Source organism: Methylobacterium guangdongense (assembly GCF_038442355.1).
GTDB lineage: Bacteria > Pseudomonadota > Alphaproteobacteria > Rhizobiales > Beijerinckiaceae > Methylobacterium > Methylobacterium guangdongense.
Genome location: NZ_JBBXMX010000009.1, coordinates 129,549 through 153,680, shown reverse-complemented (window position 1 = coordinate 153,680; position 24,132 = coordinate 129,549). Strand labels below are relative to the sequence as shown.

The window sequence follows — 24,132 nt, the reverse complement described above, 5'->3', positions numbered from 1 at the left end:
AGCGTCGCGATGCGCACGAAGATCCTGCTCGTCCTCACCCTGGTCGTCTACGTCACGACCGGCCGTGCCCCCGGCATCCGGGAGCCGCGCAACCCGGATGCGGAGCACGCGGGCGGGCGCGTCGCCCTCGTGATGAAGCGCGCCTGGGCCTGAGCTCACCCCCTCGGCACGCCGGCCCTGAGCCGCGCCGCCACGAGGGCCTGGAGATTCCAAAGGTGCCGGTCGTGGATGCCGAGGCGTTCGCAGGCCTCCACGGTCCGGAACAGGTACTCGGCGCTCGGTCCCTTATGGCCGCAGGCGGCCGCGATCTTGTCCGCGATCTCGGCATCCGAGAGGCGGCCGGCGTAGCGGTCGCTGGCGCGGTTGGCCAGGAAGGTGAGCGCGGAGACGGTCCCGGCCTCCGTGGCGACCGGCAGCCAGCGGGCGACGTAGCCCCGGCCGCGCATCTCCCGCCGCCAGACCGGCATCAGCGCTTCGCGAATCTCGGCGTCCGGCAGGCGGAAGGCCACGCCCCGGCACAGGCCGCCGCGGTCGAGCGCCAGGACGAAGCCCGGCCGCTCCGGCGTCCCGCGAAACCGCCGCTGGAGCAGGCAGAACCGGCGGTGGAAGCCGCGCACCGTCCCGAGCCGACGCTCGGCCACCGGGAATTCCGGATTCCACATCAGCGAGCCGTAGGCGAAGACCCAGACGGCGCTGCCCTCGCGCCCGGCCACGATCTCCTCAAGGCCCGGACGCAGTTCCGTGTCCGACAGCACGGCGAGGGCGCTCGGGTCGTCGGGCACCGGGACGGAATGGGCGCGGGCGATCAGGTCGAGGCTGAGATCGAGGGTGCGGGCCAGGGGGCGGTCAGGGGGCATGCCCCTCAACGCAGCGTCCTCACCGGGCGTTGCCCAGGGCGTCGAGCTCAGGGAAGGGGCGGGTGCGATGCCCGGTGCAGACCTCGTCGTCGTCGAGCACCGTGAGCCGGTCGGCCTCGTAGCGCAAAACCACCTTGGGCTTCTCGGGCTTGCCGAAGGTGCGGCCGTACATGTGGCCCGTCACACAGTAGATCACCTTGCCGCTCTCCTCGATCGGCCCGGCGATCCGGCTGCCCGCGAACCGCACCGGCAGCAGCGACACCGAACCGAAATCGACCTGCTTCAACGCCAAAGCGGCGATCCGCTGAAGGAGAGCCGGGGCGGGCGCATCGTCCGAGGCCGTCTTGCGCGGGGCGGCCTGTGCCCCGGCGGCGGCAAGGAGAAGCAGAGCGGCGAGGGCGACGCGGGGCGGCATGCGCCGACGCTACCCGCACAAGGCTGCCCGGGGCTGGAGCGCGCGGGCGGCGCCGGACGGCGCGAATGCCTATATGAGGGGATCCAGCGAACCGCGCCCGCCGCGCCCCTCTCACCCCCGCGACGCGACTTTCGATGCAATGGACCGACGACGCCCTGGTGCTCGGCCTGCGCCGGCACGGGGAGAGCAGCGTCATCCTGGAGGCGATGACCGAGTCCCACGGGCGCCATCTCGGCCTCGTGCATGGCGGGCGCTCGCGCCGGATGCAGCCGGTGCTCCAGCCCGGCAACCGGGTCCGCCTGACGTGGCGCGCGCGCCTCGACGAGGGCCTCGGCGCCTTCGCGGTCGAGCCCCTCGAATCGCAGGTCTCGCGGCTGATCGGTTCGAGCCTCGCGCTCTACGGCATCGGCCACCTCGCGGCTCTTCTGCGGCTGCTCCCCGAGCGCGACCCGCATCCGGAACTCTACGCGGCGGCGGGAATCCTCGTCGAACACCTCGACGATCCGGCCATCGCGCCGCCCCTGATGGTGCGGTTCGAATTGGCGATCCTGTCGGAACTCGGCTTCGGCCTCGACCTCACCGCCTGCGCGGCCACCGGCGGCAACGACGCCCTGGCGTATGTCTCGCCGAAGAGCGGCCGGGCGGTCAGCGCCTCGGCGGGGGAGCCGTATCGCGACCGCCTGCTGGCGCTGCCGACCTTCCTCCATGCGGGGGGGTCGCCCGGTCCGGACGGCGTTGCGCAAGGGTTTACCTTGACGGGATACTTCCTCGACCGGCACGTCTGGGGTCCGCGTGGCCTCGGAATGCCCGAGGAGCGGACGCGATTCGTTGCGCTCGGCCGCGAGGCCGGTTAATGTTCGCGTTCTGTTCTGATCACCGCCGGCTGTCGGACCGGGGCCGCAGGCGAAGCCCGGAATCCCGATCCCTCGCGCCGCCCGATGCGTAAGGCGGCGGGCGGCGCGTCGGAATTCCACGCTCCGCCGCGCTCCGGACCGGTAGCCCGGTCGGCACTGTCGATAAGAAGTTGAGGAGCCGTCATGGGCCAGCCCTTCGAGCCGCCGTCCGGCGACGGGATCGAGAGCGTCGAGCTGAAATCCGCGCTGGAGGAGCGCTACCTCGCCTACGCGCTCTCCACGATCATGCACCGGGCGCTGCCGGATGCCCGCGACGGGCTGAAGCCCGTGCACCGGCGCATCCTGTACGGCATGCGGCTGCTCCGGCTCGACCCGAACACCGCGCACAAAAAGTGCGCCAAGATCGTCGGCGACGTGATGGGCGATTTCCACCCGCACGGTGACCAGGCGATCTACGACGCGCTGGTGCGGCTCAGCCAGGATTTCGCCCAGCGCTACCCGCTGGTCGATGGCCAGGGCAATTTCGGCAACATCGACGGCGATGGCCCGGCCGCCTACCGCTACACCGAGGCGCGGCTGACCGAGGTCGCGCGCCTGCTCCTCGACGGGATCGACGAGGACACGGTCGATTTCCGCCCCTCCTACAACGGCGAGAAGGAGGAGCCGATCGTCCTGCCGGCGGCCTTCCCGAACCTGCTCGCCAACGGCAGCCAGGGCATCGCGGTCGGCATGGCGACCTCGATCCCGCCGCACAACGCCGCCGAGCTGTGCGACGCGGCGCTCTACCTGATCAACCACCCCGAAGCGACCTCGGGTCAGCTCGCCAAGTTCGTGCAGGGGCCGGATTTCCCGACCGGCGGCATCCTGATCGACTCGCCCGAATCGGTCGCCGAGGCCTACCGGACCGGCCGCGGCGCCTTCCGGGTCCGCGCCCGCTGGCACAAGGAGGATCTCGGCCGCGGCACGTGGAACATCGTGGTCACCGAGATCCCCTACGGGATCCCGAAGGGCCGGCTGATCGAGAAGATGGCCGAGCTGCTGCAGGAGAAGAAGCTGCCGCTGCTGGCCGACGTGCGCGACGAATCGGCCGAGGACGTGCGCGTCGTGCTGGAGCCGCGCTCGCGCACGGTCGACCCGGTGATCCTGATGGAATCCCTGTTCCGGCTCACCGAGCTGGAGGCGCGGATCCCGCTCAACCTCAACGTCCTGGTCGGCGGCCTCGTGCCGAAGGTGATCGGGCTCGCCGAGTGCCTGCGGGAATGGGTCGACCACCGCCGGGTGGTGCTGCAGCGCCGCTCGCGCTACCGGCTCGGGCAGATCGACCGGCGCCTGGAGATCCTCGGCGGGTTGCTGATCGTCTATCTCGACCTCGACGAGGTGATCCGCATCATCCGGGAGGAGGACGAGCCCAAGGCCGCCCTCATGGCGCGATTCGAGCTGACCGAGCTTCAGGCCAACGCCATCCTCGACACCCGCCTGCGCTCCCTGCGCAAGCTCGAGGAGATGGAGCTGAAGCGCGAGTTCGACGCGCTCACCGCCGAGAAGGCCGAGATCGACGCCCTGCTGGCCTCCGAGCCGGCGCAGTGGAAGGCGATCCAGGCACAGATCCGCGCCGTGAAGAAGACCTTCGGGCCCGAGACCAAGCTCGGCAAGCGCCGCACGGAGCTGGCGAGCCCGCCGGATGTCGGCGGGATCGACTTCACGGCGGCGCTGGTCGAGCGCGAGCCGATCACCGTGATCGTCTCCACCAAGGGCTGGATCCGGGCGTTGAAGGGTCACGTGGCCGACCTCTCGGGTGTGGCGTTCAAGGGCGACGACACCCTGAAGATCGCCTTCCCGACCGAGACGACCCAGAAGATCCTGCTGCTCGCCACCAACGGCAAGGTGTTCACGCTCGAAGCGTCCAAACTGCCGGGTGGGCGCGGCTTCGGCGACCCGGTGCGGCTGATGGCCGACCTCGACGACGGCACCGAGATCGTGGCAGCGCTGCCCTACCGGCCGGAGACCAAGCTGCTGATCGCGGGTTCCGATGGGCGCGGCTTCGTGGCGCCCGCCGACGCGCTGGTGGCCAACACCCGCAAGGGCAAGAGCGTGCTCGGCCTCGACGGCGACGCCACGGCCGCGGTGCTGGTGCCGGCGGACGGCGACCACGTGGCGGTGGTGAACACCGAGAAGCTGCTGTTGATCTTCCCGATCTCCGAGGTGGCGGAACTCGCCCGCGGCAAGGGCGTGCGGCTCCAGCGCTGCCGCAGCGGCGGGCTCTTGGACGCGCACGTGTTCAAGCTGGCCGACGGCCTGCCCTGGCAGGACGGCTCGCCGGAGGGCCGGCTCGCCAACGCGGCGGTGCTGGAGAAGTGGCTCGGGCACCGCGCCGAGGTCGGGCTGATGATGGCGCGCAGCTTCCCGAAATTCGAGCGGTTCGGGCGGTGAGGCAGAGAGAGGGTGACGGGCTGCCGACCCGCGCCCTCATCCTGAGGCGACCGCGTCTGCGGGCCTCGAAGGACGCATATGCCATCCTCCGGCGCCTCGGGATCAAGGGCGGGTGCGATGTGTCCTGTGTCGGTGCGAACGCTGATCCAACCAGAGCGCACCCAGGGCCAGCACGCCCCCACCGATCGGGACAGCGAGCAAAAGGAGAAGCTGGGCTGTCGTCATGGGCGAAGGTTCCGCAAGGCGTGCCTCACAACCCAATGTATGACGCCACTCATGATCCAGCAAATCGCCATCGCGACGAGTACGGGCGCGAAGTGAGGGCTATCCGATAGCGCAGTCGAGATGAACGGCGCGAAACCACAGCGAAGATCGCGACAGCGAGACCATTGGCGTAGGTCGACGTGAATTTGATGCGCTCGTTCGCGACGAGCTTCTCGCGCGCGTCCTCGTCCTCGTCCGACATCGAATCCAAGCCCTCGGCCGGTCATGGAGTTAGCCCACCCTGGCGATACGGTGAAGGACGGGGCCGCTCGCTTCACCGCCCCTTCACAGCCGCCTCGTCCGCCGCCCAGAGGTGCTGCGCCGCGTAGGCCCGGTACGGCCGCCACGCCTCGGCCCGCGCCAGGAGCGTCGCCGAACTCGGCCGCCCGGTGCCGGTCTCCAGCGCCCGCAGCAGGCCGACATCACCCACCGGCAGGGCGTCGGGCAGCTTGAGCGCCCGTATGGCGATGTACTGCGCGGTCCACGGCCCGATCCCGCGGATCGCCGTGAAGCGCAGCACCGCGTCCTCCAGCGACTCGGCCGGGGCGAACAGGTCGGGATCGGCGAGCGCCGCCGCCGCCAATGCCCGGATCGCCGCACCGCGGGCGCGCGGCATGTTCAGGGCGAGGGCGACATCCGCCTCGACGAGATCGGCCGGCGCGGGGAAGACATGGGTCAGGCCGCCGACCGGTGCGGCGAGCGGCGTCCCGAAGGCCGCCACCAATTTCCCCGCCAGCCCGATCGCGGCGGCCACCGAGACCTGCTGGCCGAGGATCGCCCGGCAGCCGGTCTCGAACGGGTCCCAGGCGCCGGGCAGGCGCAAGCCCGGCCGGGCCGTCACGAGGGGCGCAAGAACCGGGTCCCCGGCGAGGCAATCCGCGATCGCGGCGGGATTCGCGTCGCAGTCGAACAGGCGGCGCAGGCGGCCCGCGACGGCCGGCGCGTCGTCGGCTTGGACACCGTGGAGCGTCGCCCGCAGGCCGTCGCCGCCCGGCTCGACCGTCACGAGGCCGTGCCGTCCCGCGACGCTGATCGTGCGGGCGTAGGCCGCCGCGGGGTCCGTCGTCTCGACGCCGGGAATCGCCCGCTTGGCCAGGAAGGCGCGGATCGCCGCCCAGTCGTAGGGTGGGCGGTAGGGCAGGCGGCGTTCGATCACCTCCGCAAACGCGAAGGGCGGCCTCTCGGCCGCCCCGCTGATCGTGTTTCGGGACAGGTCCCGCCTCAGCCGCGCTGGTCCACCGGCACGTAGTCGCGCTGGGCCGGGCCGACATAGAGCTGGCGCGGGCGGCCGATCTTCTGCGAGGGATCCTCGATCATCTCGGCCCACTGGGCGATCCAGCCGACCGTGCGCGCCACGGCGAACAGCACCGTGAACATGTCGGTCGGGAAGCCCATCGCCTTGAGGGTGATGCCCGAGTAGAAATCGATGTTCGGGTAGAGCTTCTTCTCGATGAAGTAGTCGTCCTTGAGGGCGATCTGCTCCAGCTCCATGGCGACGTGGAGCAGCGGATCGTCGGTCTTGCCGAGTTCCTTCAGCACCTGGTGGGTGGTGCTCTGCATGATCCGGGCGCGGGGATCGTAGTTCTTGTAGACCCGGTGGCCGAAGCCCATGAGGCGGAACGGATCGTTCTTGTCCTTGGCCTTGGCGACGTACTTGCCGACGTTCTCCGGCGTGCCGATCTCCATCAGCATCTTCAGCGCCGCCTCGTTGGCGCCACCATGGGCCGGCCCCCAGAGGCAGGCGACGCCGGCGGCGATACAGGCGAACGGGTTGGCGCCCGAGGAACCGGCGAGCCTCACGGTCGAGGTCGAGGCGTTCTGCTCGTGGTCGGCGTGCAGGATGAAGATCTTGTCGAGGGCCTTGGCGAAGACCGGGTTGACCTCATACTCCTCGCACGGAACAGCGTAACACATCCGCAGGAAGTTCGAGGTGTAGTCGAGATCGTTCTTCGGATACACGAAGGGCTGGCCGATCGAGTACTTGTAGGCCATCGCCGCCAGCGTCGGCATCTTGGCGATCATGCGGATCGAGGCGATCATCCGCTGGCTCTCGTCCGTGATGTCGGTCGAGTCGTGGTAGAAGGCCGAGAGCGCGCCGACCGAGGCGACCATGACGGCCATCGGGTGCGCATCGCGGCGGAAGCCGGTGAAGAACCGGTTCATCTGGTCGTGCACCATGGTGTGGCGCGTGACCCGGTAGTCGAAATCGGCCTTCTGGGCGGCGGTCGGCAGGGCGCCGAACAGCATCAGGTAGCAGGTCTCGAGGAAGTCGCCCTTCTCGGCGAGCTGCTCGATCGGGTAGCCGCGGTAGAGCAGCACGCCCTCGTCGCCGTCGATGTAGGTGATCTTCGATTCGCAGCTCGCCGTCGAGGTGAAGCCCGGATCGAAGGTGAAGGCGCCGGTCTGGGCGTAGAGCTTGCCGATGTCGATGACGTCCGGCCCGATCGTGCCGGATTTGACCGGCAATTCGATCGTCTTGCCGTCCACGGTGATGGTGCTGGGTGCGCTCATGGATCGTGGACCCTTCTCTGGCGACGTGGCGGATGCCGAACTCGGGCTGTGCCGAATCGGCCCCGGGGGCCTCAAGCACCCGCGTTATGCTGCGGGTGCTCACAGGCATGGGTTACCCAAACGGCACTGCAGCAGCAACGGGGTCGGTGACAACCGGACCCCGACGCCAAGCGAATTCGTTAAACGAATCCCACCAAGCGAAATCCGGGCCGCAACCGGCGGTTCCCGGCCGGACAGGCGGCCTCAGCCCTGCGGCGCCTGATCGCCGATCCGGGCCAGGGTCTCGTCCCGGCCGAGCACCGCCATCACGTCGAACAGGGGCGGGGAGGTGGTCCGGCCGGTGAGCGCCGCCCGCAGGGGCTGGGCCACCTGCCCGAGCTTGCAGCCCGCCTCCTCCGCGTACTGGCGCACGGCACCCTCGGTCGAGGCCGCGCTCCATTCAGGCAGAGCCTCCAGGGCGGGCTTCACCCCGGCGAGGCGCGCGCGGCCCTCGTCGGAGAGGAGGGCGCGGGCCTTGTCGTCGAGGCTCAACGGGCGCTGCGCATAGAGGTAATAGGCGCTGTCGAGGAGCTCGATCAGGGTCTTGGCCCGCTCCTTCAGACCCGGCATGGCCTGGGTGAGCTTGGCCTTCAGGTCCGGCGGCAGCGGCGCCGACAGGCCGCGCTCCGGCCCGACCTGCGGCAGGATGGTCTCGATCGCCGCCACGAGGTCGGCATCGGCGCTGCCGCGGATGTAGAGGCCGTTGAGGTTGGCGAGCTTGGCGAAGTCGAACCGCGCCGCCGAGCGCCCGACCGAGCCGAGATCGAAGGCCGCGATCATCTCCTCGGTGGAGAACACCTCCTGGTCGCCATGGCTCCAGCCCAGCCGCACGAGGTAGTTGCGGAGCGCGGCCGGCAGGTAGCCGAGATCGCGATAGGCCTCGACGCCGAGGGCCCCATGGCGCTTCGAAAGCTTGGCCCCGTCGGCCCCGTGGATCAGCGGGATGTGGGCCATCTTCGGCACGTCCCAGCCCAGCGCGGAGAAGATCTGGGTCTGGCGCGCCGCGTTGGTCAGGTGGTCGTCGCCGCGGATCACCTGCGTGACGCCCATGTCGTGGTCGTCGACGACGACGGCGAGCATGTAGGTCGGCGTCCCGTCCGAGCGCAGCAGGACGAGGTCGTCGAGATCCTTGTTGGCCCAGGTCACGCGACCCTGGACGGCGTCCTCCACCACGGTCTCGCCCTCGGTGGGCGCCCGCAGGCGGATGACCGGCTTGACGCCGGCCGGCGCCTCGGAGGGGTCACGGTCGCGCCAGCGGCCGTCGTAGCGCGGAGCCCGGCCCTCGGCGCGGGCGGTCTCACGCATCTGCGTGAGTTCCTCGGCGGTGGCGTAGCAATGATAGGCGCGGCCTGCGGCCAGCAGTTCCTCGGCCACGGCCCGGTGGCGCTCGGCCCGGGCGAACTGGAACACCACGTCGCCGTCCCAGTCGAGGCCGAGCCAGGTGAGTCCGTCGAGGATCGCGTCGATCGCGCCCTTGGTGGAGCGCTCCCGGTCGGTATCCTCGATGCGCAGCAGCATCTTGCCGCCCGTGTGGCGGGCGTAGAGCCAGTTGAACAGGGCCGTCCGGGCCCCGCCGATATGCAGGTAGCCGGTGGGCGAGGGGGCGAAGCGCGTGACGACGGCTGAGGACATCGGTCCGGTATGTTCGGGGCGGGGCGGGGAGCGCGAAAGGGTGAGCGCGACTGGAGCGGGCTCGACAGGGCGCACGTAGCACGAAGCGCCGCCTGTAGCACGGGGCCGCGGATGCGTTAAGAATCAGCCGGGGAATCGCCCGGCCGCCGACGACAGGTCGCGCGGATCGGGGCAGGGGCAATGCGGCGGATCGGCGCGAGGCTGACGGGGGGCGCCCTGGCGCTCACCGGCCCGCGCGTGCCTGCGCTCCCGGCGTTCCGCCACTGGGTGGCCGATGGCCTCACCCGGGAGGCGGAGCAGCGCCGCCTGTTCCCCTGGCTGGCGGTGGCGTTCGGGGCCGGGATTCTCGTTTACTTCGGCGCCGCTGACGGAACGCCGATCCTGGCCGCGCCGCTCATCGGGGCCGCCCTGGCGCTGGCGCCGGTGCCGTTCCTGGGGGCGCGGCCGGTGGCGATGGCGCTGGCGCTGGCAGCGGGCTTCGCCTTCCTCGGCTTCGCGGCGGCGACCTGGCGGGTCGCGCAGGTGGCCGCGCCGATCCTGGCCCGGACCACGATCGGACCGCTCACCGGGACGGTCGAGGCCCTCGACGAGCGCGAGGTCGGCGCGCGGCTGGTGATCCGGGTGGAGAGCTTTGCCGGGCTCGGACCCGAAGCGCGGCCGGTGCGGGTGCGGGTCTCGTTCCGCAAGACGCCGATCCCGCGGCCCGGCGAGACCATCGCGGCGACCGCCCGCCTGCTGCCGCCCCCGGAGGCGGCCCGGCCCGGCGGCTACGACTTCGCCCGGGACGCGTATTTCCAGGGGATCGGCGCGGTCGGCTCGCTCCTCGGGGCAGTGACGGTGCGGGCACCCACGGAACCGCCGCCCCTGGGCCTACGCCTCGCCGCGTTGCTGGACGAGGCCCGCAACGCCCTGACCCGCCGGATCGCGGAGTCCGAGGGCGGGCAGGCGGGGGCGGTGGCGGCCGCCCTGGTGACCGGCAAGCGGGGGCTGATCGGCCCGGCCACCAACGACGCCCTGCGCGCCGCCGGCATCTACCACGTGGTCTCGATCTCGGGCCTTCACATGGTGCTGGCCGCCGGCGTCGTGTTCTGGCTGGTGCGGGCCGCCCTCGCCCTCGTGCCGTTTTGCGCCCTGTTCTGGCCGATCAAGAAGATCGCGGCCAGCTTCGCCATGGTGGGGGTGAGCGCCTACTGCGCCTTCTCGGGCTGGGACATCGCCGCCGAGCGCTCGCTGATCATGACGCTGATCATGCTGGGGGCGATCCTGGCCGACCGGCCGGCCCTGTCGATGCGCAACCTCGCGCTCGCCGCCCTGATCGCGCTCGCCCGCGAGCCGGAGGGGCTGCTCGGCCCGAGCTTCCAGATGTCGTTCGGCGCGGTCGCCGGGCTAATCGCCTGCGCCCGGCTGATCGACGGGCGCCTGTTCGTGCGGCCCGGGGCGGGGCGGATCGGCCGCCTCGTCGGGACCGGCCTGTCGGCGGTCACCGGGACGCTGGCGACGACGCTGGTGGCGCAGATCGCGACCGCGCCCTTCGCCACCTACCACTTCCAGACGATCCAGCCCTTCGGCCTCATCGGCAACGCGCTGACCCTGCCCCTGGTGTCGCTGGTGGTGATGCCCGCGGCCGTGATCGGGTGCCTCGCCTATCCCTTCGCCCTCGACCGGCCGGTCTGGTGGCTGATGGGGCAGGCGGTGGGCGGCATGCTGGCGATCTCGAACTGGATCGCCGGGTTCGAGCGGGCGAGCCTCGTGGTACCGGCCTTCGGCACAGGCGCGCTCGCCGCCCTGACGGCGGCCCTGCTGCTGGCGACGCTGCCGGCCTCGCGGCTGCGCTGGCTCGCCCTGCCACCCATCCTGCTGGGCCTCGGCCTGCTGGCCCGGCCGGAGCGCCACGACCTCTACGTCGACCGCCAGGGCTGGGGCGCCGCCGTGCGCGGCCCTGACGGAAGCCTCTCGGTCCTCGGCAGCCCCTCAAATTTCGTGCTGGAGCAATGGCTGAAGGCGGATGGCGACGGGCGGCGGCTCGATCGCGGGTCCGGCGCGCGCGCCGGGGGGCGCTGCGACCGGCTCGGCTGCACCGCCCTCCTGCGGGACGGGAGGCCGGTCACCCTGGTCCGCGACCGCCGGGCCTTCCCGGAGGATTGCGCCCGGGCGGCCGTGCTGATCACGAGCCTCACGGCACCGCCGACCTGTATGGGGCCGCTGGTGATCGACCGCCGGGTCCTGGCCGCACACGGGGCCGTGGCCCTTCGGGCCGACGGGGCCGGATTCACGATGCAGACCGCCCATGGCGACGGCCGGTCCGTCCCCTGGCGCCCCCGGCCCGCACCCAAAGCCGATCCCCCCGCCGAAACGGCCGGCGGCATGGCCGCGACCGAGGCGCCTCAGGCCCCGGTGGAGGCCGGCGCCGAAGCCCCGGCCGAGCCGCTTCAGTAGCGGCGCACGAGGCTGACGAGCCGGCCCTGGATCTGGACCCTGTCGGGACCCAGAACGCGGGTCTCGTAAGCCGGGTTGGCGGCTTCCAGGGCGATCGAGGAGCCACGGCGGCGCAGGCGCTTGAGCGTCGCCTCCTCGTCGTCGATCAGCGCCACGATGATGTCGCCGGTATTGGCGGTGTCCTGCTTGCGGATCACCACGAGGTCGCCGTCGAGGATCCCGGCCTCGACCATCGAATCGCCCCGCACCTCGAGAGCATAATGCTCGCCGCCCGCGAGGAAGTCCGGCGAGAGCGTGATGGCGTGGCTCTGGTTCTGGATCGCCGAGACCGGCGTGCCGGCCGCGATCCGGCCCATGACCGGGATCGAGACCGCCCGGCCGGATTCGTCGATCATCCGCGCGCTCGCCGGCATCGGCGAGGCCGCCGGCTGCCGGGACTTGCCGCCCTCCACCACGCTCGGGGTGAAGCGGCGCGGCTCGGGGGCCGGCGAAGCCGCCTGCGAGAGGCTTTCCGGAATACGGATCACCTCGATGGCGCGCGCCCGATTCGGCAGGCGGCGCAGGAAGCCGCGCTCCTCCAGGGCCGTGATCAGCCGGTGGATACCCGATTTCGACTTGAGGTCGAGCGCATCCTTCATCTCGTCGAAGGAGGGGGGAACGCCGCATTCCTGCATGCGGCTCTGGATGAACCGCAGGAGGTCCAGCTGCTTGCGCGTGAGCATCGACGGGGGCCTCGCGGCTTTGGGACCGCCCCGGGGACGGCCGCTGAAACAAATCGCGAACAGGTTAAACGTTCCGCAAGTGTTCTGCAAGAGCGTTATGGCTACGCTCTGTGCCGTCCGGCGGGATGGTTGTCGAGGCCCGTCAGCCGCGATCGGGATGCGCCCGTCGTATCGGTCTTGCGGGCCGGTGCGCAAGCTCACGCCGCCGGACAGGCCCCCGGCGCAGGATACGTGGCGGGGCGATTCGATCACCCCGTGAGCGAATCGGGACGGGGCGCGGCATGGGCGGAGTTCGACCGAGCAGACGTGGACTCCTCGCGGGTGGCGGCGTCCTGGCGGCCGCCGCACTGCTGCCGCGGGCCGCCCAGGCCGCGCCGCGGACCATCCTGAACGATGCGAGCGGCCTCAACCCGACTCCGGTGGTGCGTCACGCCAAGCTCCCGACGGGATCGACCGAAGCCCTGATCGAAGCCGTGCGCGCCGAGATCCGGGACGCCGCCACGGCGGGCCGCCCGGTCGCGGTCGGCGTCGCGCGCCACTCGATGGGCCGCCAGAGCCTCGCCCGCGACGGGACGGCACTGACCCTGGAGGGTGGCCCGATCGAGCCCGATACGGCCGCCGGCCTCTATCGGGTCGGGGCCGGGGCGCGCTGGTCGCAGGTCATCCGGGAACTCGACCGGATCGGCTTCTCGCCGGCGGTGATGCAGTCGAACAGCGATTTCGGAATCGGCTCGACCTTCAGCGTGAACGCCCATGGCTGGCCGGCGCCGCGCGGGCCGTTCGGCTCCACGGTCCGCAGCCTCCGCCTCGTCCTGGCGGATGGCAGCCTCGTGACCTGCTCCCGCACCGAGAACGCCGAGCTGTTCGGGCTGGCGATGGGCGGCTACGGCCTGTTCGGGATCGTGGTCGACCTCGTGGTCGAGATGGTGCCGAATGCCCTCCTGACGCCGACCTACGCGGTGATGCCGTCGGCCGACTTCGCCCCCGCCTTCGTGGCCGCTCTGGCGCACGACCCGCGGCTGCGCATGGCCTATGGCCGGCTCTCGGTGGCGCGGGCCGGGTTCTTCGACGAGGCGATCCTGGTCACCTACGCGGAGGCGGAGCACCCGCCAAAGGTCCTGCCCGCGGCGGCCAGCCAGGGCGCATTCACGGCGGTCTCGCGCGAGATCTACCGCGCCCAGGTCGGCAGCGAATTCGGCAAGCGCGCCCGCTGGATCGCCGAGACCCGGCTCAACCCGACGCTGGATCCGGGCCTCGCCACCCGCAACAGCCTGATGAACGAGCCGGTCGCCAACCTCGCGGCGCGCGACCGCAGCCGCACCGACATCCTGCACGAGTATTTCGTGCCGCCCGACCGGTTCGCGGGGTTCCTTGCCGCCTGCCGGCAGATCATCCCGGGCTCGGGCTGCGACTGCCTGAACGTCACCCTGCGCTACGTGGCGGCGGACCCCGACTCGACGCTCGCCTACGCGCCGACCCCGCGCATCGGCGCGGTGATGTCGTTCTCGCAGGGGCTCACCCCGCAGGACGAGGCCGCGATGATGCGCATGACCGAGGCGCTGATCGAGCGCGTCGTGGCGCTCGGTGGGGCCCATTACCTGCCCTACCGCCTGCATGCCCGGCGCGACCAGATGGCCCGGGCCTATCCGCGGCTCGACGCCTTCGTGGCGGCCAAGCGCCGGTACGATCCGGGGCTGCTGTTCCGGAACGCCCTGTGGTCGACCTACCTCGACTGAGCAAGGATCCGCCCGTGAGACTCACGCCTCCCCAGGCGGCAGCCCTCGCCTTCGCGGCCATCCTGCTGTTCGCCGCCGCCACCGACTTCATCCCGGCCTTCCGGGACGCGGAGGGCCGCGTGTTCGGCCTGTTCCGGCTCGACGTCTACAAGGACGCCCTCCACCTCGCCTCCGGCCTGTGGGCGCTCGCCGCCGCCCTGTGGTCGCGGGACGCCGCCGTGACCTTCCTGCGCGCCTTCGGGGCGATCTACCTCCTCGACGGCGTGGTCGGGGTGTTCACCGGGTCGAGTGTCCTCGACCTGTCGCTGGTCCTGAAGGGTTTTCAGGACAGCCCGCTGCTCTCGAACGGCCCGCATCTGAGCCTCGGCCTCGCCGGCGTGGTGCTCGGCTGGTGGCCGTGGCGCGGCGCCGCGCGGGTCGCCGCATGAGCGCCCGCCGCTGGCGCATGGCGATCCGCCGGGCGGGTGCCGGGCTGGCCCTCCTCGCGCTCGCCTGCCTCCTGCCGGTCGCGGCGATCGAGGGGGGCTGCACGGTCCAGCCCGATCCTGCGCTGCAGGGCGGCTCGCGGTTCGGGATCGCCGCCGCGGGCTACAAGCGTGCGGCCGGCGACAGCTACCTGACCTTCCCCGAATGGCACATCGTCTACGCCTACGCGGATCTCGCCGGGGTGACGCAGGCCTCATCGGAATCGGCCTTCGACTATTGGGCGGCCACCGCGGGCTTCTGGACCAGCCTGTGCGGGGCGACCCGGGCGGCCTCCCGCACCGGCGACGTCACGGCGGGCCAGACGGTCACCGATTACATCATCGGCCTCAGCTTCACCGCCGAGATGCTGATCCGAGGCGCCTACGAGCGCACCATCGGAGCGGTGACCGCGTGGTGGCGGGGCCCCGAACCCACGGAGGAGGACCGATTCAACGCGCGGCTGCTCGCCGACTACGCCGTGTTCCTGCGCCAGACCCCGTGGTTCCGCTACCCGTTCGACCGGGAACTGTCCCGGCTCTGGCACGAGGTGCCGTTCGTGCCGTCGGTGCGGGCGGTCGAGCGGCGCGGGGTGCTCACGCTGCAATACGGGGTGACGTGGCTCTACGCGCAGGGAATGGCGTGGCTCGCCGGGATGGACCCGGCGGTGCTCACGATCCGCAGCGTTGTGGCGGGACTCGACGCGACCGACGTGGCCGCCGATCCGCGCATCACGCTCCTCGGACCGGTCCCGAACGGCACGGGCGGCTCGGCCGCCCTGATGGAGACGCCGCGCTACCGGGCCTTCACGGAGGTCGTCCGGGGCCTCGGCGCCCGCGGCCGGACCGTGCTGGAGATCGCCGGCAACCGCCGGATCCTCACGACCGTACGCCTGCCGGCGGACCGTCCGGTTGTCCTCGACGGGGCCGAGCCGCTGTTCGCGATGCCGATCCAGTCCGAGCCGGGTTGGCGGCGCGTCGGCTACGACACCGCGGTCGAGGAACTCGCGGCGCAGATCCACGCCGTGGAGGCTCAAGGGGGCCGCTTCGAGCATGCCTACGATTACTGATCGGCATCCGCGGCGGGGCCTGCCGGTCGCCGCCATCGCGGGGGCGCTCGGCGGGTGGGTCGGCGTCACGGCCCTGACCACCCTGGCCATCCAGCCGGAGACCGTCGTGGCGTTCGGGTCGCCCATGGCGCTCGCGTCGTCCGGGGACGGCGCCCTGGTCTCGGCCGGCCGCGCCTATCTGGTGCTGCGCCCCGCCGCGCCGGGGGCGGTCCGGCGCCTCTATGCCGGGGGCGCGTGGCTGGTCCTGCCGGCGCCCGGGACCGGCTGCCTCGGGGCGCGCTGAGCGGTCGGGACAGGCGCGCCGCGCGGCGGCCCATCACCCCGCCGGCCCCGGATCGGCCCGCACCGCCGCGATGCCGGCGCCGGCCGCCCAGGCTTCGAGGTCGGCCTTGCGGATCGCCGCCGCCATCATGTCGGGGAACAGGTCCGGCGTGCAGGCGAAGGCCGGGACGCCCAGGGCCGCCAGCCGGGCCGCCAGCGCCCGGTCGTAAGCCGGGGCGCCGGAATCCGACAAAGCGAGCAAAGCCACGAACTGCACCCCGGCGGCCACGAGGCGCTGCGCGTGGCCCAGCAGCCCCTCCGTCACGCCGCCCTCGTAGAGGTCGGAGATCAGCACCAGGATCGTGTCCTCGGGCCGGGTGATGCGCGACGCGCAGTAGCCCACCGCCCGGTTGATGTCGGTGCCGCCGCCGAGCTGCACCGAGAACAGCACCTCGACGGGATCGTCGAGGGTGTCGGACAGGTCGACCACCGCGGTGTCGAACACCACGAGCCGGGTCGAGACCGCCGGGAGCGAGGCCATCACCGCACCGAAGATGCTGGCATAGACCACCGAGGCCGCCATCGAGCCCGACTGATCGATGCACAGCACCACGTCCTTCAGGGAGCCGCGGCTCCGGCGCCCGTGGCCGAGCCGGGTCTCGGGGATGATCGTGTTGTAGTCGGCTTGATAGTGGCGCAGGTTCGCCCGGATGGTGCGGTTCCAGTCGATCTCCGCGTGGCGCGGGCGCCGGTTCACCCGGGACCGGTCGATCGCGCCGTTCACCGCCTGCCGCACCGGCTCCTCGAGCTTGTGCATCAGATCCTCGACCACCCGGCGCACCACCAGCCGGGCGGTCTCCCTGGTCCGGCCGCCGAGGAGGCTGCGCATCGCGATCAGCGTCGAGACCAGGGCCACGTCGGGCACCACGGCCTCCAGCATCCCGGGCTCGGTCAGCATGCGCTTGAGATCGAGCCGCTCGAACGCATCGCGCTGCATCACCTGCACCACGGAGGCCGGGAAGTAGTCGCGGATGTCGCCGAGCCAGCGCGGCACCGAGGGCGCGGAGGCGCCGAGCCCAGCCTTCCGGTCGGAATCGTAGAGGGCGCCGAGCGCCCCGTCGATCCGCAGGTCGCGCTCGGACAGGGCGCAGCCGGTGCCGTCGGCCGGGCCGCCGCCCAGGACGAGGCGCCAGCGGCGCAGGCGCTCGGTCTCGCTCACGCGGTCTCCTCCGAGGTCGTTTTCTTGGCGACGGGCTCCGGCCCGAGGAGCAGGCTCAGGATCGGCAGCACCCGCGCGGCCCGCTCCGCGTCGAACGTGGCCCCCGGGATCCCATCGCCGGCACGTGCCCCCGCCGGCCGGGCTAAAGTCTCGCCGATGGCCCGGCGCTCGGCCGGCGCGAGGGTCGCAAAAGTCCGGCGCACCAGCGGCAGCAACTCCGAAAAGATCTCGGGCGCGAGGCCGCCGAGCCAGGAATCCACCACGGCGAGCAGGCCCCGGCCGTGGATCAGCGTCGTGCCGCTGTCCTCCAGAAAGCCCTCGATCCAGGCCGCCGCCGCCAGGGCCTCGGTCGCCCGCGACAGAGCGCGGTGCAGGCGCTCGCCCGCCTCTTCATCCGTCAGGGCGCCGCCCTCGTGGAGGAGGCGCACGGCCCGTCCGACCACCCGGCCGTGGACGTGCTCCTGATCGGCGAGCGCCCGCAGGGCGTCCCGCCAGAGTGCGGTCAGCTCCGGATCCTCCAGGAGCGCGACCGCGCCGGAGACCGCGACGATCCGCGCCTTAGCGGCGGCGGCGGCCGCGTCGTCGAGGCTCTGGCAGGCGGCGACGAGGCCGGCCGCCGCCCGCGGCAGCAGCCCGCGCACCAGGGCCAGGACCGGCGCGGTGTCGGAGGCGCGCACGGAGCCGTAGCGGGCGAGGTCCGCGAGCGGCGGCAGCGCCTCCATCAGGTCGAACACGTCCGCCGAGACCGCGGCGCGGGCGTCGAGGGCCCGGATCACGTCGCCGCTCGCCGCCCCGAGGTTAGCGTCGAGCAGCGTGCCGATCAGGGCCGCGAGCTCGGCGACGCGGGTCGCCTCCCGGGCCCTGGCGCGCACCCGCTCGGCGGCGGCCTCCGCGACCGTGCCGCCGTCGGCCGAGGCCGCCACCAGCTCGACAACCCAGTCGGGCTGCCAGGCGAGGGCCCACGCCTCCTTGAAGGTGCCGCGTCCGCGCGCATGGCGCGGCGTCCCCCAGGAGATGTCGATCAGCCGGAGCCGGTTGAGGAACTGGCTGCGGGCGAGGTCGGTCTCCTTGCGCAGGTCGAGGGTGATCTCGGCCGTCTCCGCGCCGGGCTTGAGCCGCAGGCGCCGACACTGGGCCTCGAAATCCGCCTCCACGGGGGTGCCGGCGCTGCCCGGCGGGGTCGCGCCGAGCCGCTCGCCGATCACGAGCTTGCGCCGGATCAGCGCCATCGGGGCCGGATCGGCGAAGCACAGGGTGGCGAGCGCCGCCTCGTCCAGATCCTCCAGGGCGGGCTGCGCGCGGCCGCGGAAGGCCGCAAGGGCCTCGGCGAGGCGCGCCGCCTCGATCACGGAGGCCGGCGAGGCATCGAGATCCTCACTCCGCAGCAAAGCCGCCGCCCGGGCGAGCCAGTAGGCCGCGACCCGGCCCTCGTGGTGCCACAGGGTGTCGTACCATTCGGGCGAGAGCACGCCGGCCCGGTAGCCGCTCGCCGCGGCCAGCCGCGGATAGGACCACGGCGCCCAGGCGGCCGCGACCTTGGCCTTGGGCAGACGCTTCAGGGTCGCGGTGTCGGCCGCCGCCTGACCGCGGGCGTCGTGGCGCAGCAGCGCCGGGACGTGCCATGCACCGCAGATCACGGCGATCCGCGCGAACCCGTCCCGGGCGGCGCGCCGGATGCCGGCGCGCATCTGCGCCTCGCGGGCCGCCTCCTCGGGTTCCGAATCCTGCGGCTCGGCCTCGCGCAGGGCCGTCATCGCCTCCGCGATCGCCGCGAACACGTCGCCGTCCGCGCCGCCCCGGCTCTCCACCAGGGCGTCCCACCAGCGCTCGCCGTCTGCATGGCCGGCGGCCTGCGCCAGCTCGCCCAGCGGATCGCGCCGGATCGCGGCAACCGGGTCCGGCCGATTGGTCTTATCTGTGCCCTCGGGCTCCGCAGCGGCATCCGTCCCGGCCGGGTCGCCGGCCGCTTCCGCCGCCTCCGGGGGCGTCGGCTCGGGCGGGAACCCGTCGGCGAGCCGCACGGCATGCGGCAGATCGACGAACCGGATCGGGATCCCGGCGGCGAGGCCGTAGCGCAGGGCGACCCATTCCGGCGAGAAATCCGCGAACGGGAAGAACGCGCAGGACCGCGACCGGTCCGGCCGATAGACCAAGAGCGCCACCGGCGGCTTCATGCCGGGATCGGCGGCGCGCGGAAGCAGCGGCTCGGCCTCCGGCGGGCCCTCGATCAGCAGGCAATCCGGCGCGAACCCGTCGAGCGCCACCCGCAGGGACTTGGCCGAGCCCGGGCCGTGGTGGCGGATGCCGAAGATCCGGATGTCGGCCATCGCGGATGGTCAGCCGATCTCGCGGGCGGCGCGGTAGAAATCTTTCCAGTCCGGCCGCTCCTTGACCACGGTCTCCAGGTATTCCCGCCACACGATGGCGTCCTGCACCGGGTCCTTCACCACGGCGCCGCCGATCCCCGAGACGAGGTCCCGCGCGGTCAGCCGCCCGTCGCCGAAATGGGCGGCGAGCGCCAGCCCGTTGCCGACCACGCTGATCGCCTCGGCGGTCGAGAGGGTGCCGGAGGGCTGCTTGACCTTGGCCTTCCCGTCCGCGGTCACGCCCTCGCGCAGCTCCCGGAAGATCGTCACCACCCGGCGGATCTCGGCGGCGCCCGGGGGCTCGGCGGGGATCTCGAAGGCGCGCCTGAGGGCGGCGACCCGCGATTCCACGATGGCGATCTCGGTCTCGATCGTGGCGGGCGGCGGCAGCACCACGGTGTTGAACCGGCGCTTCAACGCGCTCGACAGCTCGTTGACGCCCCGGTCGCGGTTGTTGGCGGTGGCGATGAGGTTGAAGCCCTTGGCCGCCGGCACCTCGTCGTTGAGTTCGGGGATCGGCAGCGTCTTCTCGGACAGGATGGTGATGAAGCTGTCCTGGGTCTCCGAGGGGATGCGGGTCAGTTCCTCGACCCGGGCGATCTGGCCCCGTTCCATCGCCCGCATCACCGGCGAGGCGACCACGGCCTCGGGGCTTGGCCCCTTGGCGAGCAATAGGGCGTAGTTCCAGCCGTAGCGGATCGCCTCCTCGCTGGTCCCGGCGGTGCCCTGGACGGTGAGCCGCGAGGTGCCGCAGATCGCGGCCGCCAGATGCTCGCTGACCCAGCTCTTGGCGGTGCCGGGGACGCCGAGCAGGAGGAGTGCCCGGTCGGTGGCGAGCGTCGCCACGGCGATCTCCATCAGCCGCCGGTCGCCGATGTATTTCGGGCTGATCGCGACGCCTGAGGGAAGCGGCCCGCCCATCAGGTAGGTGACGACCGCCTGGGGCGACATCTGCCAGTTCGGCGGTCGGGGCCGGTCGTCGGCGGTGCGCAGGGCCTCGATCTCCGCCGCGTAGGCCTCCTCGGCGGGCAGGCGCAGCCGGGCCGTGGCGGACGTGTCGGTCGAGCTCATCGTGGGGCGGTCTCCGAAGCGGTCTGATCGGGTGCGAAGTCGCGCCGTAGGGCGGCACGCAAGTCCAGGGTCTCGGCGAGCCGGGCGAGGGCGCTGGCCAGATATCGGTTGCCGTCCTGCGGGAACCGGTCACGCAGCGCACCGGCCGCGGCGGCGGTTTCCTGGCTCGGCCAAGCCCGCTCGGCGAGGCTGTCGATCGGGTGGGCGAGCTTCCAGGGCGGATCCGGAACCGCGCCGTGCTGGATCAGGCCGGCCAACCAGCCGAGCAGGGCGCGTGTGAACGACTCGGAGAACCGCGCCGGTGCCTGTCCGAGATGCGCGATCACGGAGGTGACCGAGCCGCCGCGGATGAGGATCGCCACCAGCGTTTCCCAATCCGCCGCCGGCAGCAGGGCCGCCGCCACCGCCCAGGCGGTCACGAGGGGTTCGGAGGGCTCGACCCCCGGGAGGCGGCCGAGGCAGGCCTCGCCCAGCACCGTGGTCAGGGCCTCGCTCCAGGCGGGATCGCCCGCGCGGCGCGCGGCGGCGAGGAGTCCGGCGCGGATCTCGCCCGACCAGTCGCTGCGCAGGGCCAATTCGATCCAGCGGCGCGGCGGGTGCTCGGCGAAGGCGTCGAGGGGGGCCGCCGCCAGGACATCCCGCAGCAGGCCGCCGCGGACCCCGCTCCCCTGCGATGCGTAGGCGCTCGGCGCGATCCCGTCCCGGGCCAGGGCCGGATCCTCCTCCGGCAGGGTGACCACCAGGGTGTAGGTGGTGCGGAACAGCTTGCGCCGGCCCTCGATCCGCAGCGCCGCCCTTGCCCGGGCCGCCATGCGGGCCGCGAATTCCGAGCCGGTCAGGCGGGGCAGCAGGCGCTGCGCCTCCGTGCGGACCCCGACGGCGCGGTCGTCCAGGCAGGCTTCGAGGAACGGGCCGTCCGCCTCCGACAGGCCGACCGCCAGGGCCGCCACGAAGCGCGCGCGCAACTCGGCCTTCTCGGCGCGCCAGCCGGCTTCGAGGGCCGCGCGGGAAGCGGCAGCATCGCGGGCGCGGAAGGCGCGGAAGGCGGCCTCGCGCTCGGCCGGGGTGCCGTCGGTCCAGTCTGGCTCCCCCGCGGCGGCTTCCGGCCCGGTCCCGCCCGCTGCGGCCCGGTCGAGCCAGGCGAGTTCGGCACCCGCGACCCGCCCGATCGGCTCCGGCAGATCGCTGCGGCGGGCCGCCAGCGCCGGCAGCAGCCAGGCTGGGGCCCGCAGCCCCGCCGCGCCCGCGAGATCGCACCATTCCGCCAAGCGCTCGCGGTTCCCCGTGGATAGGAGCACGGCGAGGCGCGAGGCCGCCGCGGGCGGGCATTCGGGGCCCGCGGGCGGCCGTTCAGCCACCGGCACCAGCGCCTCCGGGCCGAAGCCGGCTCCGGCGAGGTGGTGGATGCCATGGGCGGCGAGCCGCGCCAGCAGGGCACCACCGGCATCGGCGCCCGGATCGATTTCGACGGGCGCGTCGCCGACGCGGCCCGGCCCGGCCCGGTCGGCGCCGAGCAGGGCGGCCGCCAGGGTCGGCTCCCAGGCATCCACGGCCGGTCCGGGTGTGACGGCGTCCATCAGGCCGCCCGCAGCAGGATCGGGCGCGGATCCTGCGCCGGGACCGCGAAGCGCCGCCCGGCCGCCGCCACGGCCAGGACCTGGAGGCCGAAGCCGTCATAGAGGCCGAACAGGTCGACCGGATGCCCGGCCGACACCGCCAGCACCGCCGGGAGATGCGGATCGGCCCGCAGGGGCAGGCAGCCGGTGGCATCCCCCGCCGCCAGACCGACTTCACCCGCGAGATGCCCGAGCCGCACGCCGGCCACGCAGACCGGCCACGTCTCGATCCATGGAGCCCGGGCGAGAACACCCGAAAAGGTGTCGTGCGCCTGCGCGACCGTGCCGCCCGCCGGCAGGGCGGCGGCACTGGCCACGACCGTGCCCTCGCGAAAGGCCGCCCGGAGAGGCGGATCCCCCGGATGGAAGGCGAGGCTCCCGGCATGATCCTGGCCCGGGGACGGCGCGAGCGGCAGGGTGGCCCCGGCGGCGGCGAAGTCGATCACCTGGGCGGGCTGGCCGGTCCTGCGGCCCACGAACCAGACGGTGCGGACCATCAGCCTGTCCTGCTCCGCGACGGTATGGGCGAGGACGGCCCATTCGTCGGACATGCCCGGGCGGGCGGCCAGTTCCTCGGCGCTCACGGGAAAGCCGATCGCGGCGCGCACGCCGGCGGCCTGCTCCGGCGCCAGGGCGTCGAGGCGGCGGGCGGCCCGGACCAGCAGCGCGAGCCGGCCCACGCCGAGCGCCAGGGCCGCCTCGGGGGCGGCGGCGCCGGGCCGGGCGCCCGCGGCGGCGAGGCCCGGCAGGGCCCGCACCCGCCGGGCGAGGCCGGGGGCCTGCCCGTCCACGAGGCGCCCGGCCATGCCGTCCCAGTAGGCATAAGGCTCGGCCCGGGCCGCCGCGAGGCCGCGCCGCATCAGGTCGCGCAGCCACAGGTCGAGCTCGTCCAGGGCTCCGGCGACCTTGGCGTCGCGGGCCTGCCGGCGCCGGTCCTGGGCGCGGGCGTCGAGCGGCTTGGCGCCCGCCTTGGCCGGCGGCGCGGTCCGGCTCTCCCGTCCGCGGATCCAGGCGGCGACCCAATCGGGCGGCTCGGCCTCGGGCGGCGCCCCGGCGGCCGCGACCAGCATCAAACCGATCGCGTGCTTGCACGGAAATTTCCGGCTCGGGCATGTGCATTTTGCCGCCGGCCCGGACGGATCCGCCACCGTTCGGTAGGGGGTGGCGGCGCTGCCCTTGATCTCGCCCCAGATCACGGTGCCGGCGCGCCCGAGCCCCTGCCACTGCGCCGGCTTCGCCTGATCCTGGCCGGCCCTGCGGCTGGCCGCGTCCGGGGCGAGGGCGAGGATCTGATCTGCGGACAAAGTCATGCGATCGAGGTCATCGTCCCGATTCGGCGCCAACGTTGCGAGGTTAGAAGATGACCCGGGGCTTGGGAAGCGTCGCCGCACGAACCGACCGGAAAATCTCTGCCCGCTCGGCTCGAATGGAAGTGTTGATCGCCGATGTCGACAAACAAACAGGCTGCACAACGGGCGGCGCTGCGGATCGTCATTGCAGATCGCACAATCGATCGGCGCACGATGCTTGCAGATCACCATCGGCTCGCGGATCGATGCGCCGATATCGGCCTGCGGCGACCTGTCCGAGCGCGGGCGGCCCCGATCACAAACGGATTGACGGCACAAGCGGAGCCGTTTCAATGCATGCCGTGCCCCGCCGGGGAGCGCGGCGGGGCGAGATCGGGCTTGGGATGACGAGGATGCGAACGCGCGCGGCTCCAGGGTCCCTACGGCTCGCCCTCGGCGCCCTGATCCTGGGCTCGGCGCTCGCCGGCTGCACGACCGGATTCGCCTATATCTCGCGCAACTACGTGGCGCTCACGCCGCAGGTGGTGACGATCGGCTGCAAGGAGCCCTACGAGGTCTACGACAACCGGCAATTGCGGCGGATGCTGATCGTCTCTAACGCCCTGCGGGAATATGCCGGCTGCAATCTCAGCGAGGTCCGGATCGATCCGGAGCCGGCGGCGACCCGGGTGACGCGCTTCCGCACGGCCGCCCGCGCCTATCTCGACGAGACCGTGCGGGAGGATTGCCGGATCACCGGCGAGACCGTGTTCGATCCGCTGAAGTCCGAGTTCGCCTACGCCTGCGACGCGCCGGTCGAGAGGCGCGGGACGGTGGTGCCGCGCCTGCCGGGCCGCAACCCGGGCCCGGCCCAGCGCTGAGC

Annotated in this window: 21 protein-coding genes; 9 read left to right on the top strand and 12 right to left on the bottom strand. The window is 72.6% G+C overall.

The genetic code is table 11. The features are described 5' to 3' along the window. Positions 1-9 precede the first annotated feature (9 nt). Positions 10-153 carry a hypothetical protein gene (locus AAHG09_RS18345; RefSeq protein WP_342108889.1) on the top strand — a complete coding sequence of 48 codons (144 nt, stop codon included), beginning with the start codon at positions 10-12 and terminating at the stop codon, positions 151-153. Between the two features lie 2 nt (positions 154-155). On the opposite strand, the gene AAHG09_RS18340 is transcribed toward AAHG09_RS18345, so the two are convergent. Next, positions 156-857, bottom strand: coding sequence for a gamma-glutamylcyclotransferase (locus tag AAHG09_RS18340; RefSeq protein WP_342108888.1), 702 nt, complete (start codon positions 855-857; stop codon positions 156-158). Positions 858-876: 19 nt separating this feature from the next. Further along, positions 877-1,272 carry a hypothetical protein gene (locus AAHG09_RS18335; protein ID WP_342108887.1) on the bottom strand — a complete coding sequence of 132 codons (396 nt, stop codon included), beginning with the start codon at positions 1,270-1,272 and terminating at the stop codon, positions 877-879. Positions 1,273-1,406: 134 nt separating this feature from the next. Here AAHG09_RS18335 and recO point away from each other — a divergent pair, with 134 nt between their 5' ends. Both recO and parC read left to right on the top strand, forming a co-directional pair. Continuing rightward, entirely contained in the window at positions 1,407-2,126 is a 720-nt protein-coding gene (recO, locus tag AAHG09_RS18330) for a DNA repair protein RecO (RefSeq protein WP_342108886.1), read from the top strand. A 183-nt stretch (positions 2,127-2,309) separates the two neighbouring features. After that, complete coding sequence (gene parC, locus AAHG09_RS18325; RefSeq protein WP_342108885.1) at positions 2,310-4,556, top strand: DNA topoisomerase IV subunit A; 2,247 nt, start codon at positions 2,310-2,312, stop codon at positions 4,554-4,556. Between the two features lie 274 nt (positions 4,557-4,830). Here parC and AAHG09_RS18320 read toward each other — a convergent pair whose 3' ends face one another. The 4 genes from AAHG09_RS18320 to gltX all read right to left on the bottom strand — a co-directional run bounded on the left by AAHG09_RS18320 (position 4,831) and on the right by gltX (position 9,002). Next, positions 4,831-5,022: a hypothetical protein gene (locus AAHG09_RS18320; protein WP_342108884.1), complete on the bottom strand. Its 192-nt coding sequence runs from the start codon at positions 5,020-5,022 to the stop codon at positions 4,831-4,833. A gap of 72 nt (positions 5,023-5,094) precedes the next feature. Beyond that, a complete protein-coding gene (locus AAHG09_RS18315; RefSeq protein WP_342108883.1) occupies positions 5,095-5,976 on the bottom strand; it encodes a DNA-3-methyladenine glycosylase family protein in 882 nt (293 codons plus the stop codon). 65 nt (positions 5,977-6,041) lie between these two features. After that, entirely contained in the window at positions 6,042-7,331 is a 1,290-nt protein-coding gene (gltA, locus tag AAHG09_RS18310) for a citrate synthase (protein WP_342108882.1), read from the bottom strand. A 243-nt stretch (positions 7,332-7,574) separates the two neighbouring features. Beyond that, positions 7,575-9,002, bottom strand: a complete 1,428-nt coding sequence (gene gltX / locus AAHG09_RS18305) for a glutamate--tRNA ligase (RefSeq protein ID WP_342108881.1) — start codon at positions 9,000-9,002, stop codon at positions 7,575-7,577. 180 nt (positions 9,003-9,182) lie between these two features. On the opposite strand from gltX, the gene AAHG09_RS18300 reads away from it, so the two are divergent. After that, entirely contained in the window at positions 9,183-11,438 is a 2,256-nt protein-coding gene (locus tag AAHG09_RS18300) for a ComEC/Rec2 family competence protein (protein WP_342108880.1), read from the top strand. On the opposite strand, the gene lexA is transcribed toward AAHG09_RS18300, so the two are convergent. Further along, positions 11,432-12,160 (bottom strand): transcriptional repressor LexA, encoded by a 729-nt coding sequence (gene lexA, locus AAHG09_RS18295; protein WP_342108879.1) that lies wholly within the window; start codon positions 12,158-12,160, stop codon positions 11,432-11,434. The two genes, AAHG09_RS18300 and lexA, sit on opposite strands and share 7 nt — an antisense overlap. 281 nt (positions 12,161-12,441) lie before the next feature. Here lexA and AAHG09_RS18290 point away from each other — a divergent pair, with 281 nt between their 5' ends. The 4 genes from AAHG09_RS18290 to AAHG09_RS18275 are packed head-to-tail and all read left to right on the top strand — an operon-like array spanning position 12,442 to position 15,710. After that, the gene (locus AAHG09_RS18290) at positions 12,442-13,896 is read left to right on the top strand and encodes an FAD-binding oxidoreductase (protein WP_342108878.1); all 1,455 of its coding nucleotides are present in this window, start codon (positions 12,442-12,444) and stop codon (positions 13,894-13,896) included. A gap of 14 nt (positions 13,897-13,910) precedes the next feature. After that, on the top strand, positions 13,911-14,324 hold the full coding sequence (locus AAHG09_RS18285; RefSeq protein ID WP_342108877.1) for a DUF4383 domain-containing protein: 414 nt from the start codon (positions 13,911-13,913) through the stop codon (positions 14,322-14,324). Continuing rightward, on the top strand, positions 14,321-15,427 hold the full coding sequence (locus AAHG09_RS18280) for a hypothetical protein (RefSeq protein ID WP_342108876.1): 1,107 nt from the start codon (positions 14,321-14,323) through the stop codon (positions 15,425-15,427). Before AAHG09_RS18285 ends, AAHG09_RS18280 begins: the two co-directional genes overlap by 4 nt. After that, entirely contained in the window at positions 15,411-15,710 is a 300-nt protein-coding gene (locus AAHG09_RS18275) for a hypothetical protein (RefSeq protein ID WP_342108875.1), read from the top strand. The genes AAHG09_RS18280 and AAHG09_RS18275 overlap by 17 nt, the downstream gene beginning before the upstream one ends. A 33-nt stretch (positions 15,711-15,743) precedes the next feature. On the opposite strand, the gene AAHG09_RS18270 is transcribed toward AAHG09_RS18275, so the two are convergent. From AAHG09_RS18270 to AAHG09_RS18250, 5 genes are read right to left on the bottom strand one after another with little or no spacing between them, the layout of a single operon-like run. Then, positions 15,744-16,907, bottom strand: a complete 1,164-nt coding sequence (locus AAHG09_RS18270; protein ID WP_342108874.1) for a VWA domain-containing protein — start codon at positions 16,905-16,907, stop codon at positions 15,744-15,746. Beyond that, positions 16,904-19,234, bottom strand: coding sequence for a DUF5682 family protein (locus tag AAHG09_RS18265; RefSeq protein ID WP_342108873.1), 2,331 nt, complete (start codon positions 19,232-19,234; stop codon positions 16,904-16,906). Before AAHG09_RS18265 ends, AAHG09_RS18270 begins: the two co-directional genes overlap by 4 nt. 9 nt (positions 19,235-19,243) lie before the next feature. Continuing rightward, positions 19,244-20,344 (bottom strand): ATP-binding protein, encoded by a 1,101-nt coding sequence (locus AAHG09_RS18260; RefSeq protein ID WP_342108872.1) that lies wholly within the window; start codon positions 20,342-20,344, stop codon positions 19,244-19,246. After that, a complete protein-coding gene (locus AAHG09_RS18255; RefSeq protein WP_342108871.1) occupies positions 20,341-21,921 on the bottom strand; it encodes a DUF5691 domain-containing protein in 1,581 nt (526 codons plus the stop codon). The genes AAHG09_RS18260 and AAHG09_RS18255 overlap by 4 nt, the downstream gene beginning before the upstream one ends. After that, on the bottom strand, positions 21,921-23,270 hold the full coding sequence (locus tag AAHG09_RS18250; protein ID WP_342108870.1) for an SWIM zinc finger family protein: 1,350 nt from the start codon (positions 23,268-23,270) through the stop codon (positions 21,921-21,923). Before AAHG09_RS18250 ends, AAHG09_RS18255 begins: the two co-directional genes overlap by 1 nt. A gap of 392 nt (positions 23,271-23,662) precedes the next feature. Between AAHG09_RS18250 and AAHG09_RS18245 the strand changes: the two genes are divergently transcribed. Next, entirely contained in the window at positions 23,663-24,130 is a 468-nt protein-coding gene (locus AAHG09_RS18245; protein WP_342108869.1) for a hypothetical protein, read from the top strand. Positions 24,131-24,132 lie beyond the last annotated feature (2 nt).